This window comes from Mycoplasma hafezii, assembly GCF_049942695.1.
In the GTDB taxonomy this organism is placed as follows: Bacteria; Bacillota_I; Bacilli_A; order Mycoplasmatales; family Metamycoplasmataceae; genus Mycoplasmopsis; species Mycoplasmopsis hafezii.
The window spans coordinates 98,490-122,669 of record NZ_CP187940.1 but is presented as its reverse complement, the minus strand read 5'-3'; the positions used below and the strand labels follow the sequence as shown (position 1 = coordinate 122,669).

15 protein-coding genes and 1 tRNA gene are annotated in these 24,180 nt (G+C 28.4%); 5 read left to right on the top strand and 11 right to left on the bottom strand.

Annotated features, from left to right (window positions below; translation table 4 throughout):
- Nucleotides 1-201: 201 nt before the first annotated feature.
- From ACPYPZ_RS00405 to ACPYPZ_RS00395, 3 genes are read right to left on the bottom strand one after another with little or no spacing between them, the layout of a single operon-like run.
- Nucleotides 202-4,602: a PolC-type DNA polymerase III gene (locus ACPYPZ_RS00405; RefSeq protein WP_426461362.1), complete on the bottom strand. Its 4,401-nt coding sequence runs from the start codon at nt 4,600-4,602 to the stop codon at nt 202-204.
- A 10-nt stretch (nt 4,603-4,612) separates the two neighbouring features.
- Nucleotides 4,613-5,668, bottom strand: coding sequence for a phosphatidate cytidylyltransferase (locus ACPYPZ_RS00400; RefSeq protein ID WP_426461361.1), 1,056 nt, complete (start codon nt 5,666-5,668; stop codon nt 4,613-4,615).
- 2 nt (nt 5,669-5,670) lie between these two features.
- Nucleotides 5,671-6,411 (bottom strand): type III pantothenate kinase, encoded by a 741-nt coding sequence (locus ACPYPZ_RS00395; protein ID WP_426461360.1) that lies wholly within the window; start codon nt 6,409-6,411, stop codon nt 5,671-5,673.
- Between the two features lie 67 nt (nt 6,412-6,478).
- Here ACPYPZ_RS00395 and ACPYPZ_RS00390 point away from each other — a divergent pair, with 67 nt between their 5' ends.
- From ACPYPZ_RS00390 to ACPYPZ_RS00375, 4 genes are all read left to right on the top strand, one after another.
- Nucleotides 6,479-7,225: a phosphotransferase gene (locus tag ACPYPZ_RS00390; RefSeq protein ID WP_426461359.1), complete on the top strand. Its 747-nt coding sequence runs from the start codon at nt 6,479-6,481 to the stop codon at nt 7,223-7,225.
- Between the two features lie 63 nt (nt 7,226-7,288).
- The gene (locus tag ACPYPZ_RS00385; protein WP_426461358.1) at nt 7,289-8,245 is read left to right on the top strand and encodes an RluA family pseudouridine synthase; all 957 of its coding nucleotides are present in this window, start codon (nt 7,289-7,291) and stop codon (nt 8,243-8,245) included.
- Nucleotides 8,238-9,203: a hypothetical protein gene (locus tag ACPYPZ_RS00380; protein ID WP_426461357.1), complete on the top strand. Its 966-nt coding sequence runs from the start codon at nt 8,238-8,240 to the stop codon at nt 9,201-9,203. Before ACPYPZ_RS00385 ends, ACPYPZ_RS00380 begins: the two co-directional genes overlap by 8 nt.
- Nucleotides 9,204-9,236: 33 nt before the next feature.
- The gene (locus tag ACPYPZ_RS00375) at nt 9,237-10,148 is read left to right on the top strand and encodes a M48 family metallopeptidase (RefSeq protein WP_426461356.1); all 912 of its coding nucleotides are present in this window, start codon (nt 9,237-9,239) and stop codon (nt 10,146-10,148) included.
- Between the two features lie 51 nt (nt 10,149-10,199).
- Here the strand turns inward: ACPYPZ_RS00375 and ACPYPZ_RS00370 are convergent, their stop codons facing one another.
- The 5 genes from ACPYPZ_RS00370 to ACPYPZ_RS00350 all read right to left on the bottom strand — a co-directional run bounded on the left by ACPYPZ_RS00370 (nt 10,200) and on the right by ACPYPZ_RS00350 (nt 15,691).
- A complete protein-coding gene (locus ACPYPZ_RS00370; protein ID WP_426461355.1) occupies nt 10,200-11,285 on the bottom strand; it encodes a M42 family peptidase in 1,086 nt (361 codons plus the stop codon).
- 31 nt (nt 11,286-11,316) lie between these two features.
- Nucleotides 11,317-11,400: transfer RNA gene (locus tag ACPYPZ_RS00365), tRNA-Leu, on the bottom strand.
- A 22-nt stretch (nt 11,401-11,422) separates the two neighbouring features.
- Nucleotides 11,423-11,920 (bottom strand): dUTP diphosphatase, encoded by a 498-nt coding sequence (locus ACPYPZ_RS00360; protein WP_426461354.1) that lies wholly within the window; start codon nt 11,918-11,920, stop codon nt 11,423-11,425.
- 321 nt (nt 11,921-12,241) lie between these two features.
- The gene (locus ACPYPZ_RS00355; RefSeq protein ID WP_426461353.1) at nt 12,242-14,695 is read right to left on the bottom strand and encodes an MAG1360 family OppF-related protein; all 2,454 of its coding nucleotides are present in this window, start codon (nt 14,693-14,695) and stop codon (nt 12,242-12,244) included.
- Between the two features lie 9 nt (nt 14,696-14,704).
- Complete coding sequence (locus tag ACPYPZ_RS00350; protein ID WP_426461352.1) at nt 14,705-15,691, bottom strand: ECF transporter S component; 987 nt, start codon at nt 15,689-15,691, stop codon at nt 14,705-14,707.
- Nucleotides 15,692-15,817: 126 nt separating this feature from the next.
- Here ACPYPZ_RS00350 and ACPYPZ_RS00345 point away from each other — a divergent pair, with 126 nt between their 5' ends.
- On the top strand, nt 15,818-16,936 hold the full coding sequence (locus ACPYPZ_RS00345; protein WP_426461351.1) for a DNA-methyltransferase: 1,119 nt from the start codon (nt 15,818-15,820) through the stop codon (nt 16,934-16,936).
- A 15-nt stretch (nt 16,937-16,951) separates the two neighbouring features.
- On the opposite strand, the gene ACPYPZ_RS00340 is transcribed toward ACPYPZ_RS00345, so the two are convergent.
- From ACPYPZ_RS00340 to ACPYPZ_RS00330, 3 genes are all read right to left on the bottom strand, one after another.
- Nucleotides 16,952-17,764 carry an HAD-IIB family hydrolase gene (locus ACPYPZ_RS00340; RefSeq protein ID WP_426461350.1) on the bottom strand — a complete coding sequence of 271 codons (813 nt, stop codon included), beginning with the start codon at nt 17,762-17,764 and terminating at the stop codon, nt 16,952-16,954.
- 18 nt (nt 17,765-17,782) lie between these two features.
- Nucleotides 17,783-21,475: a phosphatidylinositol-specific phospholipase C domain-containing protein gene (locus ACPYPZ_RS00335; protein ID WP_426461349.1), complete on the bottom strand. Its 3,693-nt coding sequence runs from the start codon at nt 21,473-21,475 to the stop codon at nt 17,783-17,785.
- 93 nt (nt 21,476-21,568) lie between these two features.
- Nucleotides 21,569-24,151, bottom strand: coding sequence for a DNA topoisomerase IV subunit A (locus ACPYPZ_RS00330; protein WP_426461348.1), 2,583 nt, complete (start codon nt 24,149-24,151; stop codon nt 21,569-21,571).
- Nucleotides 24,152-24,180 lie beyond the last annotated feature (29 nt).

The window sequence follows — 24,180 nt, the reverse complement described above, 5'->3', positions numbered from 1 at the left end:
CCGTTAAAAGTATCAATAACTTGTTTGTATTTTTGCTTCATTTTTTATATTTAACGCCAAACATAAATATCCTTTTTTATGAATTTATAATAACTAAAAATATTTTAATTAATATTTGATATTTTTAAATTTTTTTCAATTCAAAATATATTATTTGAAAGTTTTATTCAAAAAATGACCAGCTTACGCTAGTCAAATCCATTAAAATAATGTCATTTGGTCAGTATCTGTTAAATCTTTTAAAATTCCCATTTCATCCATTAAATTAAATAACGTATTGTTTATAGATGAACGTTTTTTAAAGTCTTCTTTTGAACGGAATTCACCTTCGTTTCTGGCTTGAACTATTTTTTCTGCAGCCGCTAAACCTAATCCTTTTAGTGCACTAAAAGGAGGTATTAAGCTCTTAGCTTCATAATCAATAACTCATTCTTTTTCTAACGACTTAAAAAGGTTAATTCCAGATATACCAAAACCACGAGCATATAATTCACGTGCAATTTCTAAGGTTTGAATTAATTCGTTATCCTTAACTTTTTTATCCTTGATCGCTTCCATTTCTTTTAATTTTGCATTAATTTTTTTACATCCATAATCATCCGCAAGCACTTCAACGTCAAACTCTTCAACACGTGTGGTTAAGTAGGTTGCATAATATGGAAGTGGATAATATAATTTAAAGAACGCAATACGTCAGGCCATTAATACATAAGCAGTAGCATGGGCTTTAGGGAACATATATTTAATTTTTTTCATACTATCAATGTATCAATCAGGAACATTATTTTCCTTTAACATTTTTTCTTGTTCATCATTAATACTTTTACCCTTACGCACTTGCTCCATAATTTTAAATGAACTAAGTGGTTCAACACCTTTGTTCATTAAATAAACCATAATATCATCACGACAAGAAATAACATCCTTAATAGTCATTCCTTGATTATTGATCAACTCTTGTGCATTATTACTTCAAACATCAGTACCGTGAGATAATCCTGATAAAGAAATTAAATCAGCGAAACTTTCAGGTTTAGCCTCATAAAGCATTCTACGAACAAAGTTTGTCCCAAACTCAGGTAAACCTAAAGCTCCAGTAATTTCACCACCAATTGAGTCTGGGCTAATTCCTAACTCTTTTGTACTACTAAATAATGATAAAACCTTTAAATCCTTCTTAGGCACATCTTTTTTAACATCTAATCCAGTTAATCTTTCTAGCATTTTAATAGCGGTTGGGTCAACGTGTCCTAAAATATCAAGTTTTAAAACGTTATCGTGAATTGCGTGGAAATCAAAGTGTGTTGTTTTTCAATCTATCGATGTATCATCAGCTGGGTAGTTTGAAGGTGTGAAATCCTCTACGTCATATTCTTTAGGAATAATGATAATACCGCCAGGGTGCTGTCCTGTAGTTCTTTTTACACCAATCATTTTAGTAGCTAAATAGTCAATAAAAGCTTTTGAATAATTAAATCCATATTCTTCACAAGTTTTTTTAATATATCCAAACGCTGTTTTATCTTTAATTGTTGATATAGTCCCAGCTCTAAATGTGTGCGAATCACCAAATAATCTTTTAATTTCATTATGAACTTGCCCTTGGAAGTCTCCAGAGAAGTTTAAATCAATATCTGGAACCTTATCGGCATTAAATCCTAGGAATGTTTCAAACGGAATGGTTTGTCCATCTTTTATCATTGTAATTTGACAATTTGGACATTCTTTATCATCTAAATCAAAACCAGAAGTAATTCCTTCTACGTTTGCTAATTCAAAATGCTTACATTTTTCACAAACATAATGAGGTGGTAAAGGGTTAACCTCAGTAATTCCTGACATAGTAGCAACAAGCGAAGAACCAACCGAACCACGACTACCTACTAGATATCCACTATCATTTGATTTTTTAACAAGTTTATGCGAAATTCAGTAGATAACATCAAAACCGTATTTTAAAATCGGTGTAATTTCTTTTTCAAGTCTTTCTTCAATAATTTGAGGTAATTGCTCACCGTATTTTTCGTGTGCAGTCTTATAAACTAGTTCTTTTAATTTAGTCTGCGAATCATCAAAAATAGGTGTATATAACTTGTCACGAATAACAATAATATTATCATCAACTAAGTCAGCAATCTTATTACTATTTTCAATAACAATTTCCTTAATTAAATCTAAATTATCTAAAAATTTAAATTCTTCTAACATTTCCTTTGTAGTTAGGAAATATAAATCAGGAATAGGTAGATTTCCAGCTTTAGCTTTACTGTAGTTAAATAAAAAATGAGCTACGTTACCAATTCCTTTTGAATATACTAAAGATTTATAAAAGATTTGATCATCTTTATTTTCATAACGGACATCACCTGTTGCAACTACGATTTTATTTTGTGATTTTGCTTTTAAAATAAAATCTTTAAGTAAATAGCAAATATCTTGGTAAGTAAAATCATTTGTATCAATTAAATGCTTAAAAGCACTAGGGTGAGGCACTTCGATGTAATCAAATTTAGAAATTAATTTATTAACTTTTAAATCACTTGAATAAAATACCGCATCAATTAATTCACTTTTTAATCCACCAGAACCTAATAATAAATCATCGTGTGGATTAGGAATATCTTCTCAAAATAGTTTAGGTGATTTATAAAATCTCTCAGTTAATGATTTAGAAACTAATTGAAATAACTGTTTTAGTCCATGTTGATTTTTAGCAATAATACTAATTTGACTTGAACGAGTTTTATTTCTTAATTCTTCTTGTTTGTAGTCATATAAAGTTTGCAGATCAACAATTCCCATATGTGATAAGTGAGCTAAAACATTAATTCAAGCTTTAGCAAGCACTTCAGCATCATAATCAGCACGGTGAGCCACTTCAGCATCATAATTAACACCTAAATTTTTACAGAATTCTCCTAAGGTGTGTTTACTTTTATCTTTAAACACCATTCTTGAAATTACTAGCGAATCAATAAATACAGTATTAGGTAATTCAATTCCATAGTCAAGGAATTTTTGCATAATAAAATGCATATCGAAGTTAGCATTGTGAGCTAAAGCGATTTTATTATGAAGTAAGTCACGAATTTTTTGAATTCCTTCTTTTTGCTCTAAACCATCTTTTTGGAGCATCGCATCAGTAATGTTTGTTAAATTAATAGTAAAGGTACTTAATGGTTTACGTGCTTTTAAGAAAAATTGGTAGTTTTCTTTAATAAATCCATTTGAAATGAGTGAACCACCAAATTCAATTACATCTCCAATTTTTGGAGAAAGATGTGTTGTCTCAATGTCAAATGAAACAACTTCAGCACTATGTAAATCGACATTTGTAAATTTTTCTGTTAAGATTGCTTGGTTATTTTCATAGATTACGTCAAACGAAACACCGTAAATTGGCTTAATTTCTGCTGATTTCGCTGCTGCTACAAATTCAGGAAAAGCTTGAACACTATTACTATCTAAGATAGCAACTGATTTATGTCCAAATTTCTTTGCGATTGAAACTAATTCTTTAGCTGAAAGCAGTCCATCCATTGTATTCATTTTGCTACGTGCTGAAATCTCACATCTTTTTTGTTCAGCATCATCAATACGTTCAGTTAATTTTGACGCAATTTTAACAACTTGTTTTGGTGAAGGAATTTGCAATGATTTAGATTTATCAAAAGTATTAATTTTAACTTCACCAGAAACATTAATTCAATCATTAATTTTTAATCCATCTAAAATATCATTACTTCCATTACTACGACAAGAGACTTTCATTGCTTCACTTAAGTCAGTGATATAAAAATGATAGTAGTAATTTTCTCCATAATTACTTACTTCAGTTTTATAAATCATGCCCTCAAGATTTGCTTTTACATTAAAAGCTTCATCAGGTAGCTCAACCACTTCAGTAATAGTCATTTGACGGTAATTAGTATTACGTGCTTGATTTGAATAATAAGCATTTTTAAAAGCTTTTTCTTTACTCTTATTAAACGAATCGTCTGTATTTTTTAAGCTAAAACTATTTCTTTCTTGGTCTTCAATATCTTTTTCGAGCTTTTTAATTAGGTTGTTTTTATCATCCTCAAGATTTTCAGAACCAATATAGCGTGGAACAACTTTAAAATCTTTAAACCCTAAAGTATGCATAACTTGTTCTGAATAATGCAATAATTCATCTAAATGAATATTTGGCTTTAATTCATCATAATTAAAAAATCATTCACCATTTTTGTAATTAAATTCTAGGGTAGCAATACCACGCACTAGACTACGTAAAGGTTTAAGCTTTGATAAAGAGTAAATTAAATCTAAATAAAAATCAATTAGTCTTTTTTGTTCAACATTGCCTGTTAGCACCTTAAAGTCAGCTTTAATTGTTGCAATTTGATTATTTTTAATGCAGTCATATAGTTTTAATAAATCATTCGCATTAGGAACATTAGGAATGCAAATTTGACATTGATAAAAATGATTACCATCATCATCACATTCAATTTCAATTAACGAATCTTTAACAAACGCATCATTAAAACCATCTAGATGTTTAATTCCTAGAAAATCCATTAATTTACCAAAACAAGCGTCTTGAAACTTTGATTTCATATGTTCCTTTCTAAATAACTACACAAGCTAAACAAATCCCTAAAAATGTAAAAATAAATGAAATACTATCCACACGGTCTAAAATTCCACCATGACCTCTTAGGATGTGCGAATAATCTTTAATACCTATTTTTCTTTTAATTAATGAAAAATATAAATCACCAATAATTGCAAAAAATGGAGCTAGAATAATGAATAATCAGAAAATAAAGATTTCATTACCTCAGTTAATTGAAGTAAATAATTTGCCGATATAATTTTGTGAACCAAGTCCGATACATACACCTTGTCAAATAAACACAAGAGCAAGCGACATTAAAATCGCTGTTATGTAACCAACTATTGCTCCTTCAATTGTTTTTTTAGGACTAATATTTGGTGCTAATTTTTTATCAAATCATTTATGTCCTAAAAATCTACCACCAAAAAACCCTCCAATATCACTTGACATTGCGATCACTATAACTAAGCAAATTAGTTCTAATCCATAATTAAAAGCACATAATAAAATAAATCCTTTTAATAAGAAATTAAGCACAAATAAAGCTACAAAGTAATAACATGCTTTAATAATTAATTCTTTTACAATGTAGTTATTTTTTAAAACTATCATTCTAAAAATTGAATAAAACACAGTAATTGTAAAAATTAAAATTAAATTTAATCCATACGAATCAATAAATAAATAATTTTTAAAAATTGCAAAGTTATTTACACTAAATACAGCAAAGCTATCGCTAAGTAATACACTAAGTAATCAATTTGGACTTAAAAATAACATTCCAAGCGAAATAAAGCTTAATAAAAGACTTGCTATTTTATTTTCTAAAAAAGCTTTATTTAGCTCATAAAAAACTCATAAACCAAATAATGTTCAAAGCACTAATGAGACTATTCTTAATACTCAAAAGGTAGTTAAATTAGTTTGGTAATTTGTATAAAAAAATGAAATTCTGCTAATGACTAATAATGCTAAAAATCCAATTACTAATAAAACAGCAGGAATAACTCGATCTTTTCATAACTCTTTTCTTTCATCATTTGTATATAAACGAGATTTATCCATTTTTACCCCTTTCTTTTTAAAAATGTGTTTAAATAAGCTTTAATAACAAAAAAACTATCTTGATATACAGTATATTCTTTATTTAAGAATTTTGCATTGCCGCCTGTAATAAAAATTTTTGAATTATCATCATAAAAATCTGCAACAAAAGAATTTAGTTGTCTAATTAAACCGATTTTAATTGCTTGATTAGTATTTGTTCCAAAAATTAAATTAGTAATATCAGTAGTCATAACACTATCGAATTTTAAATTCTGTAAATTATAAATATTATCAATTAAACCATTAAAAGTATTTTGTAACCCAGGAGTAATTACTGCTCCTTGCAAAATTGAATTTTTAATTTTAATTGCAACATTAGCACTACCTAATAAATAAATTATGCTATTAAAATATCCTTGCGATACAGCATATTCTGTGCTCGCAAGAATATCAATTCCTACTTCGTCAATCTTAATTTGAGGGTTCAGTCCAAATTCTCAATCACGAACGTCATTAATCACATAAATATTTTGGAAAAATTTAGTGATATGGTTCATTATAATTTTATAAGCTGAAAAATTAACATATCCAATTACTAAAATACTATTAAAATCTAACTCAGTTGCTAAAAAATAAAGCAATTCATTTTCTAATTGTGAATAGTTAAATTTCTTTGCACTATGTAGGTTTTGTTGAGCATCAAAAATACCTAAATCTACAGTGGTATTACCCACATCTAACACTATGATTTTTTGTTGCATATTACCTACTTTTTCACAATTTATTTGTTAGTTTTATATAATTTAATTATATTGAATAAGGAGAGAAATGAAAACAAGAATTTTAGAAGGACACACAAACATTTCTTATAAAGATGATAAGTTTTTTTATCAAGAAAAAGTTAAAAATAAATTCAATCATGAAATTGATTATCAACAACTTTCAAAATTAGATTTTGTGCCCAAATTAATTAAAAATGATGAGCAAGAACTAATTTATGAACTTATTGACACCAAACCACTTGAATTTACACCAGATGTACTAAAACAAATCGCTCGTAATTTTAAAACATTACACGATTCTAATCTTAAATTTCCTAAAACCAATCACGCAGCTAGAGTAAAAGAATATCGTAAAATACTGCAAGAAAAAGGAGTTAAGATTGACGTTTTAAATGAATATTACAAACGAATTAATTTAATCTTAAAACACTCAGAAAATAACCGTCCATTACATAATGATCTTTATATGGGTAATATTATTTTAGATAAGCATAATAAAGTATATTTTATTGACTGAGAATACGCATCAATGGGTGATAAACACTTTGATTTAGCGTACTTTATTTGTGGTTCATTTTTAACTAAAGAACAAGAACAAATTTTCCTTGATGAATATGATTCATATTGAGAAGAATACTTAGTTCAACAAAAGATTTTCGTTTATTATTTAACTATTTTATGATTGCACGCACAAGATGTAATGCCATTTAGTGATGAACACTGTATTAAGATGCTAAAAGAAACCGTTAAAGAATACGATTATAAAAAACAAAATAAGCTTTTTAGAAATTAAATACTTTTAAAATAGATAAGAACTAAAATACTAAAAAACCAATATATTTTATATAATTAACTTATGATTCAATTAGAAGTAAAATATCAAGATAGAATTGATAAATATATCGCAAATAATACAGAAATTTCACGTAACGACATTAAGCAATTAATTGATGAAAATGTCGTTTCAGTAGATGGAATGATAGTTAATAAACCTAAATTTCAGGTTCGTGAAGGTCAAATCATTACTATTGAAAAAGTAATTGATAAAGAAATTCATATTGAACCACAAGAAATGGAATTAAAAATTGTTTATGAAGATGATTATTTATGTGTGATTGATAAACCAAGTGGTTTAATCGTCCACCCTGCACCTGGGCACCATGAAGGAACATTAGTAAATGGACTTTTATATCATTTTAAAAATAATCTTTCAAATGAAAATGGTTTATTAAGACCAGGAATTGTGCACCGAATTGATAAAGATACTAGTGGATTGTTAATTGTCGCTAAAACAAATGAAGCACATAAACTGCTTGCAGATATGTTCTTTAATCACGATGTGCACCGTTCATATATCGCAATTTGTGATGGTGTCTTACAAGATAAAAAATTAAAATTAGACTTGCCGATTGGTCGTAGTACCAAAGATCGTCAAAAAATGACAGTTACTAATCAAAATTCTAAACACGCTATTACCTATGTAACTCTACTTAAAACCTTTTATTTAGATAATAAACCTAAATCTCTAGTTCAATGTGAATTAGAAACAGGACGTACTCACCAAATTAGAGTGCACCTGGCTTATATTAAAAATCCAATTTACGGTGATCCAATTTACAATAAACCAGTAGACGAATACGGACAAAGGTTACACGCTTATAAACTTACTTTTATTCACCCTGTAACTAAAGAAAGAATTACACTTTATTCAAAATTACCAGAAGATTTCTCTGTTGCTAATTTTGACTTTGATGAATTTATTAAAAACGATCAGGAATTAGATAAACTCAAAGAAAAGGAGAAAAATGCTTAAACCAAGTGAATATGGCTCAAAAAACACAATTGCTGAACTTTGAGCTCATGAAAAAGATACATTTAGACCATGAATTATTTCATTAGGTGTTGGTATTTTAATTATTTTAGGTCTCACTATTACAATGACTATTTACCCAGCAGTCAAAATTAATGAGTTAGCAAAAGAAACTTATGATTATTTAATGGCTAATAATCAAGGAAACCTAAACATCACAGAAACAGCTGTAAAACAATTGATTTTATATAACTATATTATGAATAATGCCTTTATGTGTTGTGCTATTATTGGTGCAGCTGCTTGATATGGTGTTGGTATTTACAAATCATATAAAGCAAAAGACTTTTCACAAATTTCTAACGTAACTTTAATCGTAATTATGATTTTAGGGTTCTGAAACTTAATTACTTTATTAAGCATGATATTTAGTGGAAGCTACGTAGGTGTTAACTTCCAAGCTGATAATACAGTTAAAGTATACTGAGCATTAAACATTACAACTGTTATCGCAACTGTTGTAGTTTGAATTTTCTTAGAAATGCCTGTTGCTAAAATCAGAAGAGCATTCTTATTTATTCACAAAAAAAGACAAGCAGAAGCTGCTCAAAAAGCTTTTATGGAATGATTTGGAAACTTACAAAACAATCCAAACGCAAATGCTAATTTTGATTTTAATCAATTCTCACAAACTGCTCAAAAATACGATGATGAAATAGAAAAAGACGAAGAAAAAAATCCAGAAACAACAGATAACGAAAAAGCTGATGATAAAAAATCTCCTGAAGAACTTAAAAAACAAAAAGAAATCAAGAGATTACTTAGCTTACCTAATGAACAACTTGAAGAAATCGCTAAAATGTTAAACATTTACGGTTACCAATCAATGTCTAAACAAGAGCTAGCAGAAATTATTTATAACTATGCTACTGAAATGGGAAAACAACAAGGAGGAAAGTAGTTTATTAATATAAACTACTTTTTTATTTGCTATATGGAAGTTAAAAGAAAACTAACTAAAAAAGAAATTTCATTTATTGACATTACAAGCATTCTGCATAAATTTGATGAAGAGGGTAATCCTTTAGTTGACTTAAACGAAGATTGACATAGAGCAACACACAAGCTTACTAATGAAGAAATAATCTACAAAGTCAGATATTTCTTTAATCCAAAAAGTCGCACTACGTCAATGAAAATTAATGTTGATTATATTTATGGTTTTACTATTGAAATAACTATTAATGGTAATTCAAAAACTTTTGATGATGAAATGATTGCTAAATTCGAAAAAGATTTTGTTACAAAGCACTTTAAACATCTTAAAAAAGAATATGACAGAAGGATTACAGCAACAAAGGATACTTTTGGTTTTTTAGGAGAAACAGTTCAATTAAAAATTGGAGAATACAACGAACAAATCAATCAATATAAAATAGCATTTGGTTTCTTGGTCTTTCCAGACATTAATTATAATTTGAGTTTAATTCACTATATTGATTATGTCGATATGCAAGATATCCTAGATGTAATTAACAAAAACGAACAATTAGAGGATTTTGGTTTTACTATTTTAGATGGAATTCGAGATGACTTACAATATGAAGTAAAACAATATTTTGCAGCAATGACCGAAATTCTTTATTTAGAGCTTCTGAAAGAACTAAAAATTAAAAATCCACCAGAATTAAAATGAAAAAGCAAAAAAACCTCATGAGCTAGTTACTCACGCAAAACTCATTCAATTATTATGAATGAAAATGCATACTTTTTAAGTGTTCCTGTAATTAGATATATTCTTTGCCATGAATTAGCACACATTAATACTAAAGGTCACGGTGAAGAGTTTTACAAGAAATTAGAGCAATACTGTCCAGATTATAAAGAAATCAAAAAAGAAATGTAAAAAAACTTATAAGCTTAAAATATAGGCTTATAAGTTTTTTAATAGCTTAAATTATTTGTATGAAATTGAATCGTAGGCTTTTTCATCAAATGATTTAACAAATTCTGTAAGTAAATCAATAGCAGCTTGAATATCTACTAATGAACATAATCCAATTGGACTGTGAAGGTATCTTTGTGGTAATGAGATTGTTGTAACACTTGCTCCACCTGGTGCGAATTGTAATTCAGCAGCATCTGTACCACCACCACCAGCTACATATTTATATGCTGGAATTTCTTTATTTTTAGAAATTTCAAATAAGTAATCAATTAATTTTGGATCTGGTAATGTACCACCGTCTTTTACAAGCACACTAACACCGTTTCCTAAAACTGGTGTACCAGGTTTAGCTCCTGTTGTATCGTGAGCTGCACCTGTATCAAGTGCAAAAGCAACATCTGGATTTAAGATAGCAACTGAAGTTTTAGCACCACGTGTTCCAACTTCTTCTTGCACTGTTCCAACTAAATATAAGTCACATGGTAAATCTAGGTTTTCAATGTTTTTACCGATTGCTTCTAATGCTGTAACTCCAGCACGGTTATCCATTGATTTACCACCAATAATGTTGTTAGCAAAGTGAATTGTTTCACCTGTCATGAAGATTTTGTCTCCAATTTCAATTCCTGCTTCTGCAACTTCTTTTTTAGATTTAAATCCTAAATCAACAAATAAGTCATCAGCAATAATTGCTTTAGAAACTTTTTCTCTTTCTAAAATGTGAATTGATGTGTGTCCAAAAACACCATCAAATCTTTTTCCTTCTTTATTTACAACAACAGCTCTTGTACCAACAACTACTGTAGGTCATACTCCACCGATTGTTGTAACTAAAATATTACCGTTGTCTTTAACTTCTCTAACCATGTATCCAACTTCATCCATGTGAGCAGCAATCATAACTTTAGGTGCGTTAGCCATTTTTGATTTTTTAAAGAAAATTACTGAACCTAATTTATCTCTTGAAATTTCAAAATCTTTATCACTTAAGTTAGCTTTTAATTCATCAACAACTGGTTCTTCAAATCTTGAAATAGCTTCGATTGACATATATTTATCTAATCTAGAAGCTAAGTGTTCGTATTTTTTATCCATAATATTCCTTCCTTTTGGTGTATTTTACATATGGTGCCCCAGACAGGACTTGAACCTGCACGGATTTCTCCAGCGGATTTTGAGTCCGCAGCGTCTACCATTTCACCACTGAGGCATAATAAATAAATTATATTAAATTAGTAATCACTATAATAACGTTTATAGTTTTTTTGATTTTTATAGAAATAAGCTTGGAATAATTGTCCATAATCATATCCAAGCATTATAAATGAACCGATCGCAATTTGAAATACACGGTAAATTGTGTCTTTATTAATGTTTTTCATCATATCTGTAATACTAATAAATAATTCTTGAAATTGTTTATTAATATCATCAGAAACAAAGACTGGTTCAATTACTGGATTTACGTGGTATTCATATCCAAAATTAACTAAAAAGTGAATTAAATCCGCGAATTCTTCAGTGACATTATTAACAGATACATTACGGTGAATCTTTCAATATTTAAAGCTTTGCACTTCGTTAATAAACTCGCCAGCTTCGATAATTAAAGCTAGCGTTTTTTGCACTTCAACTTGTTGTGAAGATAATTCTGGGTGATTTTTAAGTCTTTTTAAATTAATTTTTTGATCAAGTGCTTTTTGCATTTCAAATATTTTTGTTAAATCCATAGCACTATTATACTTTTTTTATTAAAAAAAGTAAAGCAGTTTAATACCACTTTACTATTTTGTCTGTCAAAATACGAAATATAAAAATATATTAATTGTTTTTATTCTTTTTAAATTCATTAAATCTATCTAGCATATATTCAGCCATAGATTGAATTATCGGAATATATACAGAATTACCAAAAAGTTTATAAGCTAAACAAACATATTTGTCAATCTGTGCAGATAAAACATTTTCAAATTGACCAGTAAGTTCAAAACCTCTTCTAATTCCACCGAGCTTGCAAATAAATCTGCTGTTTTATATTTTACTTAAACCTCTTAATAAGCTAATTCGATATTTTCATCGATTATATCTTGACTATGTTCTTTATCAAATACAACTAGTTGCTTAAGTAATTTAAAATCACATTTATCAATATATTTATCAATGTACTCATCTTTAGGTGTTTCTGTTAAATCAAATTCTGCACCTTCAAAAACACTTTCGAATAATATGTTACTTTCTTCTTCCTTCATTACAAAGTCATTGTGACTATATTCATTGTTTTTAAGCATATCAGTTCCTAAAACACTTTGACGGAATGTTGAGTCAGTTCATTTTTGGAATTGATATAAAGAACTATAAACATAATGAGTATTATCTACATAAAAAACATCATCATAAATAAATAAATCAGTTTCACGTGTATCAGGAATTAAGTATTTTTTACTTTTAAGTAGCGATACTACAGTTGGATGCTTTGGTTCATTAAATACATCAGTAACCGTACCACCTTCAACTAGTGAATAATTATTAAAGAAATGCACTTTATCAAAGTTACCTTTAATTAAACCTAAGTGCTGTGTAACGAACACAAAATTAAAGTTATATTTGTGCGAAATTTTAAATAATACACGTAAAAATTCAAGACGAATTTCGAGCGGAATATCTTTGTTATTGTCCTTGATAAATAAAATTTTAGTTTCTGAAAGCACAAACTGCATTAATTTGATTTTTGCATTATCAACTACTCTTAAATCTTTATAAGGTATTAGGTAATTACTTTTAGAAATTGAAATACTTTCAACCATATCAACAAATTTCATAACGTTTTTATAAGTGTTAACGATCTTTTTACTGGTTGAAGAACGTGAAATTGTAAAGTTACCAAGTTGTGCAATGATTTCATTCATTCAACTTGAATTATGCATAAAATTAAAGTGTCCGCGTAATACTTCAAACACATCTTCTTCATTTTCAAAAGCACTTTGATAGTTTTTGTTTAAATCTAGAATTTGCAATCTTAAAGTATTAACTTCATTGTATAAATCACGTAAACTGTTATTTAATCTTCTGATTTTGATTTCCTTGCTCTTTAAAAGACTATTAAATAACTTGTTTTCGCTAAATTTAGATCATTCTAGTTCAGCTTTAGCTAATCTAATTTGTTGCTCAAATTGCTCGATTTTAACTTCATTTTTAGCGTTTGCTACTTTTTTAAAGTCATAACTATTTAGTTCTGCTATTTCGCGATTAATTTTATTAATTTCAGCTTGAATATCTATTGCAGTTTCTTTAGATTCAATTAAATATGAATCGATTTTAAAACTAAATTCATATTTAATCATTCTTCTTAGTTTATGAAGCACTCTACTTGATGTTTCGTTTTGTTTAAATCTAAATGATTCATTAACAAAGACTTTAATTTCAGAATTAAGGGAATCATTAAGCTCTCAAATTCTCTTTGGTTGTAAGTAAAGTAATTTGTTTTTATTTTTATAAAGCATATGTAAAACACGCTTCTTTAAAATAATGTCTTTATAAACTTCAAAATATTCTGGTGATGATTTGTTTAGTTGTTCTAATTTAAGATATAAAATACGCAGCTCTTTTTTAAGTGAACGCACTAAAAAACTAATTAAGTATTGAGCTTTATCGTTAATTTGCTTTTTGTAATTTAAATAAAACTCTCTTTCAACTTTTAATTTATATACTTTTAAATCTTTGTCAACTTTATTAATTGATGTGTTATCAATTTTATGCATATACTGCAATTTAAGTTGTCCATCTTTAACAATTTTCTTTTGAGCAATCGTGTTACTTAATTGGTAGTTTTTAAGAAGTTGCAGGTGATTTTCTTTTAATGTCTGGAAAAAATCCATATAGACATCAAAGATGTTATTACGATATGCACTACCGATTTGCTCGAGTGCAGCTAAATAGTCGTGAAACAAAGCACGATTTGTAATAATGCTACCTTTTTTAAGTTTCGTAGAAATCATTTTAGCTTGCTTAATATTTTCCTGGTTAATATCAATAATTTTTTGTGAATATTTAGAAATGATGTTGTATAAAGTATTTTTAGTAATAATTTCAAAATCTTTAACTAATAAATTAACTTCTTCATTAAGTTTCTCAGTATTAGGAAGCGTTTTAGTTCTTTCTCAGAGGTCAAATAACGGAAGCTCATCGCTAGTTTCTTTTGCAATTTCCAAAATATCAAGCACAGCGATTCTTTTTAAAATTTCACCACGGTCTATTACCACACGAGTATCGATGTTATGGTTATTAGTATTTTGTTTGGTATATGCTAAAGTAACATTGCGATCGTGTAGTAACGCTTCTCAAATCCGATCGAATGTTAAACAATCATTTTGGTTGTTAATGTAAAGTGCTGTTTTTTCATTTCTATTGAAGTTTAAAAACGGAATACTAATATATTCCGTTTTATCTGCTTGTTCAACTTTTTTAAAGATATTACGTATTGTTAAAATACTTCTATTTTCTTTCATATTGCCTCGTTAGTATTTTAAATGCTCGTTTTTGTGAATTAAACCTGACACAATTAAATATGCATAATAAATAACAAACATATTAAATCAAATCTTAATTGGTGAACTTAAAATATGTTGTGATAATCAGAAGAAGAACTGACTCATATCTCCACCACCAAGAGTTAGAACATCACCGTATGATAAAATTGGTAAATTAATTAACTCTAAAAATGCAGAGAATACAATGATTGGTACAAGCACTGTATAACGTTCAAGTTTTAAAGTAAAACGACCAATAATAATGAAAATAATCATTGAGAATAAACCAGCAGTCATTAAAATCATTAATACTTGTTTATTTGGAATTAAGCTTCTTTCAAGCATTGAAGGAGTAATTACTAATGAAATGTATGTCAGAATGATAATTAATACAATACTAATAAACACCACACCGTTAATTAAGTAAATATTAGCAAGTAGACGATTAGAACTAGCTGGTGTAATAAATTTTTGTTTGTTATAACAATCAATTATTTTTTTACCGAATTTTTCAGCTTCAACATAATTTTGTGATGCTAAAGCAGTTTGATATTTTAAACTATACATATGAATTTTCATTTGTAGTTTAGCTAAACGATACTCACTTGAAAATGCTCTGTTTGTAAATTGCATAAAGTAGTATCCAAAAATACCAGAGACAATTCCGTTAATTGCTACAGCGACTGTATAAACTGGTGAGTATCCAGCTGGCGGAATAAATAACAGCGATAATAAATCACTAACAATCCCAACAAATAATCCAACAAATGGTCCAAAAATAAATCCTGAAATTTTTACTGGTAGTCCAATAAAAGCAAATTTGTATGAAGAGAGAGTAATTAAAGGCATAATTTGTGCTGAAACAACCGTAAAAGCAACTGAAATCGCAATTAAAATTGCAACAAAAGCCATTTTACGAATGGTTCATTTAGGGAATAATTTAATGTTTATAAAATCTAATTTACCTTTAACCATGTTTCTCCTTTTATTAATTTAATTTTATACGATTCTGTTTAATTTTTAAGTTCTATAATTAGGTATTTTCAACCATTTTTATGCAATACTTGTAAAATTTAATAAATAGACATTGGAGCGATTAAAATGAACGAAACAAAAGAAATATATGATGTAGCAAAAATTAAAAATACGATAATTCAAGGAGATTCATTAGAAGTACTATCAAAAATCCCTGACCAACAAATTGATTTTATTTTTGCAGATCCTCCTTACTTTATGCAAACACATGGAGAATTAAAGCGTTTTAGCGGTGAAACATTTAATGGTGCACATGATGAATGAGATAAATTTGACGATTTTGCTCATTATGATGAATTTTCAATTAAATGGCTCTCTGAATGTAAAAGAATTTTAAAAGATACTGGGACTATTATGGTTATGGGTTCTTTCCAAAATATTTATCGTTTAGGTTTTCATATGCAAAATTTAGGATTTTGAATATTAAACGACATTATTTGACATAAGAAAAATCCAGTACCAAATTTTGCTGGTAAACGTTTTTGTAATGCACATGAAACCATCTTATGGTGTTCTAAATCTCCAAAAGCTAAATTCACCTTTAACTATAAAACAATGAAGTTCTTAAATAATAACAAGCAAGAAAAATCAGTTTGAGAACTACCTATTTGTAGCGGTAAAGAAAGATTAAAAGATGAAAATGGTGAAAAGTTACACTCAACTCAAAAACCAGAAGCATTACTTTATAAAGCGATTTTAAGTACTACAAAACCGAATGATATTGTCCTTGACCCGTTTTTTGGAACAGGTACAACTGGTGTAGTGGCTAAAAAACTTGGTCGTGACTATATCGGTATAGAAAGAGATTTAAAATATATCAAATATTCAGAAAGAAGATTAGAACAATCTTTTGGTTCTGAAAGCTTAATTAATAATTTAGCATTAGAAATTAAACCACCACGTATATCTATTTCTACTTTAATTCAAGAAGGGTATTTAAACGTAGGTGAAACACTATTTAATAAAAAACTCGAACCAATTTGTACAATTTTAGAAAATGGGAAAGTGACCGATGGTGAAGAAATACTTTCAATTCATAAAATGGGTGCAAAATACGATGGTAAAATCAATTTAAATGGTTGAAATTACTTTTATAAGCAAGATAAAGACAAAATTATTTTAATTGATGAATTAAGATATCAATGTCAAAGCAAAATGAGCACAAAAAAATCAAGTGTAAATTAAGCACTTGATTTTTTATTAATCGATAAATTGTTCTAAATATTTTGCTAATCCTGAATCATTACATGAATATTCAGTTACTTGATCAGCCACTGCAATTAATTCTGGTACAGAGTTTTTCATTGCAACAAGTTTTCCGATTCTACCTTTTGTTGATGCATCGTTTAATGAATCGCCAATGTGAATTGCATCTTTTGGATCAATATTTAACATTCTGCAGTATTTTTCTTCAGCTGAACCTTTAGAAACATCAAATCCTGTAATTTCTAAAATATTATTACCAGCACCACTGATTGAAACTTCTAGTTCGCCCTTAAATTTTTCTTGTCATTCTGCTGCTAATTTAGCAATTTTTCTTTTAGAAACTGTTCAAACTAAAGCTTTATTTACTTCAAAGTCGTTTTTGAATTGTCCGTAGGTTCTTGCTGTAGCTTTGCCAAAATGCATAAGCATTTTATAAAACATATTTTTTACAAAAGCTTGTTCTTTTACATTTGAATTAAATACAACAAAGCAATTATGTCTAGCAATTTCATTAAAAAGTTTTTTAACAACTTCTGGTTTAATTACTTCTTTATGAACAACTTGGTTATCCCTTACAATTTGAGCACCATTTCATGCAATAAAGTCTTTCTTACCTAACATTTCCATTAATTTAAAAGTCGTTGGATTTACACCTCTACCTGTTGAAGGTACTACTGGAATTGTTTTAGAAACTTTATTTACGACACTAATTGTGTAATCTGATGGTAATTTTTGAAATCACTTTTCTGCTGGAGCATCAAGTGCAGTACCATCTAAATCGATAAAAATAATTTTAGGTTTCTTCATATCTTAAATTATATATTGCTATTTCTTTTTACGAAACTTCTTATATCCAAAATAAGCAGCAATTGAAATGAAAATTAATGATAATCCACCAAAAATACCACCTAGGATATATTTTAAATTGTTGTTATTAGGAATTTCTTTATCAGGTTCAGGAGTTGGCTCTGGTGCAGGTTCAGGAGTTGGCTCTGGTGCAGGTTCAGGAGTTGGCTCTGGTGCAGGTTCAGGAGTTGGCTCTGGTGCAGGTTCAGGAGTTGGCTCTGGTGCAGGTTCAGGAGTTGGCTCTGGTGCAGGTTCAGGAGTTGGCTCTGGTGCAGGTTCAGGAGTTGGCTCTGGTGCAGGTTCAGGAGTTGGCTCTGGTGCAGGTTCAGGAGTTGGCTCTGGTGCAGGTTCAGGAGTTGGCTCTGGTGCAGGTTCAGGAGTTGGCTCTGGTGCAGGTTCAGGAGTTGGCTCTGGTGCAGGTTCAGGAGTTGGCTCTGGTGCAGGTTCAGGAGTTGGCTCTGGTGCAGGTTCAGGAGTTGGCTCTGGTGCAGGTTCAGGAGTTGGCTCTGGTGCAGGAATTAATTTAATAGAGTCTAAATATTTTTGATAATCATTAACCGCATCAATCATAGTTTGCTCATTATCAGAATTAGAAATTGTGTTTTTAAATTCTGCTGTTTTGTTGGTTATTTGTTTTTGAATCTCTGCAGTATTATCTTTAAATTCTTTTTTGGTTTGGAATTCATTAAAAATTGCAGAAATCTTTTGAGTGTATTGATATCTTAAAATTTGCAGTTGAATAATTTGTTTTCAGTTTTTAAGTTCTTCTGTTGTTCTTAAAATATTATCTTGTTTTTCTAATTCGCTGTTTAATAAACTATTAATTTCATTTTTAAAGTCTGTAAACTGATTAAATTGTTCACTAGTTAACACTTGTTTAAGTTGAGGATCCTCAAATTTTTTAATTTCTATAAAGGCATCTTTTAAAGCTTGAACATAATTAACTAATTGAGTTACATATGTAATTCAGTTTGTAAATGCAGTCACATTAATCACAGGCTTGATTTTATTTTCGTAATATTGTGAGCTAGCAGTGTTTAGAACGTCTCATTTTAAAGAATTAAATTTATCAACAGGATTAATATTAATTAATTGTTGGACTTGACTATTGAGATCATCAAAGTTATTTTGTGTTGAGTAATTTTCAAAAATATTATTTAGCTTATTAATTAAAGCTGTTTTTTGTTCGTTAAATAATACGTTTGAATTATTAATAGTGTTAAGTAAGTTTTCTTTTGCGTCTCAAATATCAGTAATTGTATTTTGATTTTGATTTAAATTATTAGCAATTTCGTTTGTGTTATTTAAGAATTCTTCAAGATTTGAGTATTGCTTTGTTAAAGAATTATTTAATTCTTCAATGAAGTTTTTATTTTCAGAAGATAAACTACCGTAGTTATATTTTTGTAATTGGTAATTATTTACAAAGTCATTATTGCCTTCAATGATTGATTGAATATGTTCAACATTATCTATAACTTGTGCAACATTCTGTTGTAATATTTGCAGATTGCGAATGGTTGGCTTATCTAACACTTCTTGAATGTTTACAGTAAATAAATTCATAAAGTTCTTAGTTAGCGTTGGACTAGTAAATGTGTTTTTTACTTCGTTAGTCATATCACCTAACACTTCAACTTGTTTCATAAAAGCATTTACATTAGATGTGACAGTATCAATTATGTTCGCAAAATTTTCACCACCTAGTTGTGAAGCTAAATCACTAGCAAATTCTTTAAAGTTTTGAGTAACTAATTGATTAATTTTATTAATTCAAAAACTAAAGTCATAATCATTTAAAGTTCAACTATCTTTCAGATCATTAACTTGTGTGTTAGCAGTTGCTAATTGATTATTTACTTCATTTAGTTTTTCAATTAATGTTTGATAGTTATTTAAGAAAACAGTTAATGATTCGTATTTCTGATTAACTGTCTCTGAATTGTTATTTAAAATTTCATTGAAGAAATTATGTCAATTTTCTTGAAAATTCTTAATAGAGCTAATTACATCTGGATTAATAAATTTTAAATCACCAATATTTTGTACTTGAGTTTCAACTTGAGATTTACTATTATTAATTTCAACCCTCTTATTAGTTAAAACATTAAAAGCACTTTTTAAATCGTCCAAAATAAACCAATTATTTTGACTTTCTACTTGAATGTCATTTAGCTTATTAACGAAATTTTGTGTAATAAAGTTTTTTCAATCGGAATCAATTTGATAATTAGTTAAGTAATTATCGATGTCGCTATTTAGTTGTCTTCATTCAATTACATATTTACTTAAAACCGTATTTGCTTCTTGTTCGAATGTATTGAATTTTCTTCCTTCATAAAATACATTTTGAGGAAGTCAACGATATGCAAGCAATTTAACTTTTTGATTTTCCTTAAAAGCGAAATTATTTAACTTGATATTTCAAGTATTAGCACGTTCATTTGGGATTTTAACAGTTTGAATAGTTGTAAATTCATTAGGATTATCTGCAGAATTAACTTGAATTTCAATTGTGTAATCAGCCAAATTATCACTTTCAAGCTGAATTAAATTTGTACCAACTACTAGATTATTTGCGATATTAATTCTGTTTGTATGACTTCAACCATTATAATATCCAGCATCAAGTTGGGCATCAGTTAAATAAAAATTACGTCTAAAAACATTTTGAATTAAAGCAGGACCAGGGAAATCCATATACGTCATACCTAATTTATATAAATCATTATTGAGGTTTAAATATTCATTTGCTGGTAAATCAACTCTTTTTGCATAAGAAATAGGTGAGGCAGATAGACTTCCAGCAATATTCATAAAATTAACATAAAGTGCAGTGGTATCAAATTTTTCCATATTTGATCTATCTCACATTGACTCAATTAATCTTAATTTTTGATCTACTGTAACATTTTCATATTGGTCTTGTTGAGTAGAATCTTTACCAACTAATGCTCAATATAAAGTTCCTCCAACTAATGAAAGATTTACTTTATGGTGCCACATATTTAAAATAACCATTTTTCCACGCATATCATCAAGTTTTCAGCTTAATTGATCTGGTGGTAATCCGTTTGGATTATATAAATAATCTTTATACTTTGCTAAAGTATTCATATAATTTTGGCTTGCGGTTTTAGCTTGTCATTCATTGTTAACATCCATACTTTCATCTTTAATTCTAAAAATAACAAACTCACTAGGATTTTCTGCTAAAAATTGTTTCATTTGAGACATAACACTATCTAAATTATCAGATAAATAAGTAATTCCGTGACGCATATTTAAATCATAATCAGCACGTAGATCAAAAGCTCTAATACCCATATTAAGCTGTCTAGTTATACTCATAGCTTGTGTACGGGCTTTTTTTCAAAATACTCCTCAATTAAAACCGGTCCCTTGAAATGCTGCAGAATCGTGTGTTCCTGGTATACTCATTTGGAATAGTGTCTTATTACCATTAACATATTTCATTCAATCGTTATAACGATATTTAGCATATGGTTGAAATGCCGCATCATTATTATTATCAAAATCTAACAGTGATAAATTTAATTGATTGTGTAAATTCGGAAATAAAATTTCTTCACTTGAATCGCTAGCACTTAATGTAATAGGAATTATCGGTAAGGCTGTGAGTGAAGCAAGTTTTCATAATCTTTTTTTCATAAAAAACTCCATTCTTTCTCTTTAATATAATTTTATTATTTTTCACAAAAATATCAAAAAAATGAGCTTATGCTCATTGTTTTTGCAATTACATTATTTTTTGTATTTTTCTCTAAATTCAGAAAGTTTTTTATCGATTGCATCAAAATCAATTTCATCAATTGTTTTTTTGCTTTCCTCGAAAGTTTTTTGTTCTTCTTCTATTTTTTCTTTAGTAAATAAGTTTTGATTGCCTAACATCATTCATTCACGATAATGTTTTTTAATTCTAACTTTATATAAATTCGGAACCTTGATTTCAATTAATAGAGGATTAGCTTTTGAGAATGAATATTGTTTAATTGGTTCTAAGAAAGTTTGACCTAATGTATTTTTAATTAATAATTGATCATCTTCACGTGTTGGATACATATCTGAAACATTAAAGTCCGTGGTGCTTGTTTCTTCTTTAAAAATTGGTTTTCCTTTAATATTCTTTGGAATAGCAGGAATTTTTTTACATCTCATTTTCTTAAGGTAACCATCATCAGTTAAGAAAGTAATAACATCTTCATTTAAAGCTGCTGTAAAGTTTGAAACAGAATCTTTAAGTGATAAATAAATTCCTTTATTTCCTTTTGCTTTTGGACCATATAATCCTAAATCATTTTCTGAATATTTACTTGAAAGACCGTTTTTAGTAAGAATAATAATATCGTGATTTCCATTTGTTAAACAAGCATTAACCACTTGGTCATCATTTTCGATTTTAATTGCTGTATAAACTTTATTTAATCTAGTCACTAAAAAGTCCTTTAGTAAAACTTTTTTAAACATTCCGTTTTTTGTACCTAAAGCAACATAAACTAATGAATCTCAATCCTTAACTTCGATGATTGAAACAATCTCTTCTTGAGGGTGAATATCAACAAAATCAGTTAAATGCATTCCTAATTCTTTTCATTTTGATTCGTTAATTTTATAAATTGGAATGATTGCATAATTACCCATACTTGTAAAAATTAATAAATTATTTAAAGTATTAGCTTTTTCATAGTGAATTAAGTAATCTTCTTCTTTTAAAACATAGTTTGCAAAATCATTACTATCAGCCACTCTTTGTGAAATACGTTTAATATAACCATGACGTGAAATTCCAATGTTAACTTCTTCTTCTTTAATTAAGTCGGTTTCATCATAACTAAAGTCAAATTCACGATCCTTGATAATTGTTTTTCTTGGAACTGCAAACTCATTTTTCATTTCTTGTAGTTGTGCAATTAAGAAATCGTTAAATGCATCTTTATCACTTAATAAGTGTTTAATTTTTGCAATTAAACTTTCAAGTTCTTCTTTTTCTTTTAAATATGCTTCTTTATCTGTTTTGCTTAAACGATAAAGTTTAAGTTCCGCAATTGCACGAGCTTGATTTTCACTAAATCCAAAGTGCTTAATTAAATCAGCAATAACTCCTGCTTTTGAACCTTCTGATTTTCTAATTACTTTAATTACTTGGTCAGTAATTTCAGCAACCTTAATAAATCCTTCCACAAGTTCTAAACGTAATAAATTCTTTTGTAAATCATATTCCAAAGTTTTTTGTTTTACATCTGAGATATGTTCAATATAAGCGTTTAATAATTTCGTTAAATTAAGTGTTCTAGGTGAATTATTTTTAATAACAACATTGTTGTATGAATAAGTGATTTGCATTTGGGTTTTTTGGAAAAGATAGCTTAAAATACTGTTAATATTAGCACCTTCATCTAAAGTAATTAAAATATTTAACCCATCACGATCACTTTGGTCTTTGATTTCTAAAATACCATCAATATCGTGATTATTAATTAAAACATCAATGTCATAAACTAATTTAGATTTAACTATTCCGTAAGGGATTTCAGTGATTTGGATAAATTGGTTTTTACCTTTTGTAAATACGTTATATTTACAAAATAGCTTAATTTTATTTTTTTCATTCCGTCCAGTTTCGAAAGCTTCATAAATTCCTTTTGTTCCGTAGATAATTCCACCAGTTGGAAAATCTGGCCCTTTTACAAATTGCATTAGTTGTTCTAGTGATGCAGCAGGATTTTTAATTTTATAAATCGTAGCATCTAAAATTTCACCAAGATTATGTGGTGGCATTTCAGTTGCCATACCAATTGCTATCCCTTTAGCTCCATTAATTAGCACATTAGGAAAAATACTTGGAAGCACAGTTGGTTCGGTTTCAGAATCATCAAAGTTAGGAACAAAAGAAACTGTGTTTTTCTTGATATCTCCTAAAATGTAATTTGCTATTTTAGACATTTTAACTTCAGTATAACGCATTGCAGCAGCTGGATCATCATCAATTGAACCGATATTACCATGCATATCTAAAAGTGGAATATTCATTTTTCATCATTGAGACATATTAACCATTGCTTCGTATACTGAAATATCACCATGAGGGTGATATTTACCAATTACATCACCAACAATACGAGCAGATTTCTTGTATTGTTTGTCATATTCAAGACCCAATCCAAACATTGAATATAAAATACGTCTTTGAACAGGTTTTAAACCGTCACGAACATCTGGTAAGGCTCTTTGTTGAATAATATATTTAGAGTATTTACCAAAACGATCAGACATAATTTTTTCCAATGACTGGTTAATTAACTTTTCTAATACTTCTTCTTTTTTCATAATTCACCTTTATTTCTTTATTTGATAAA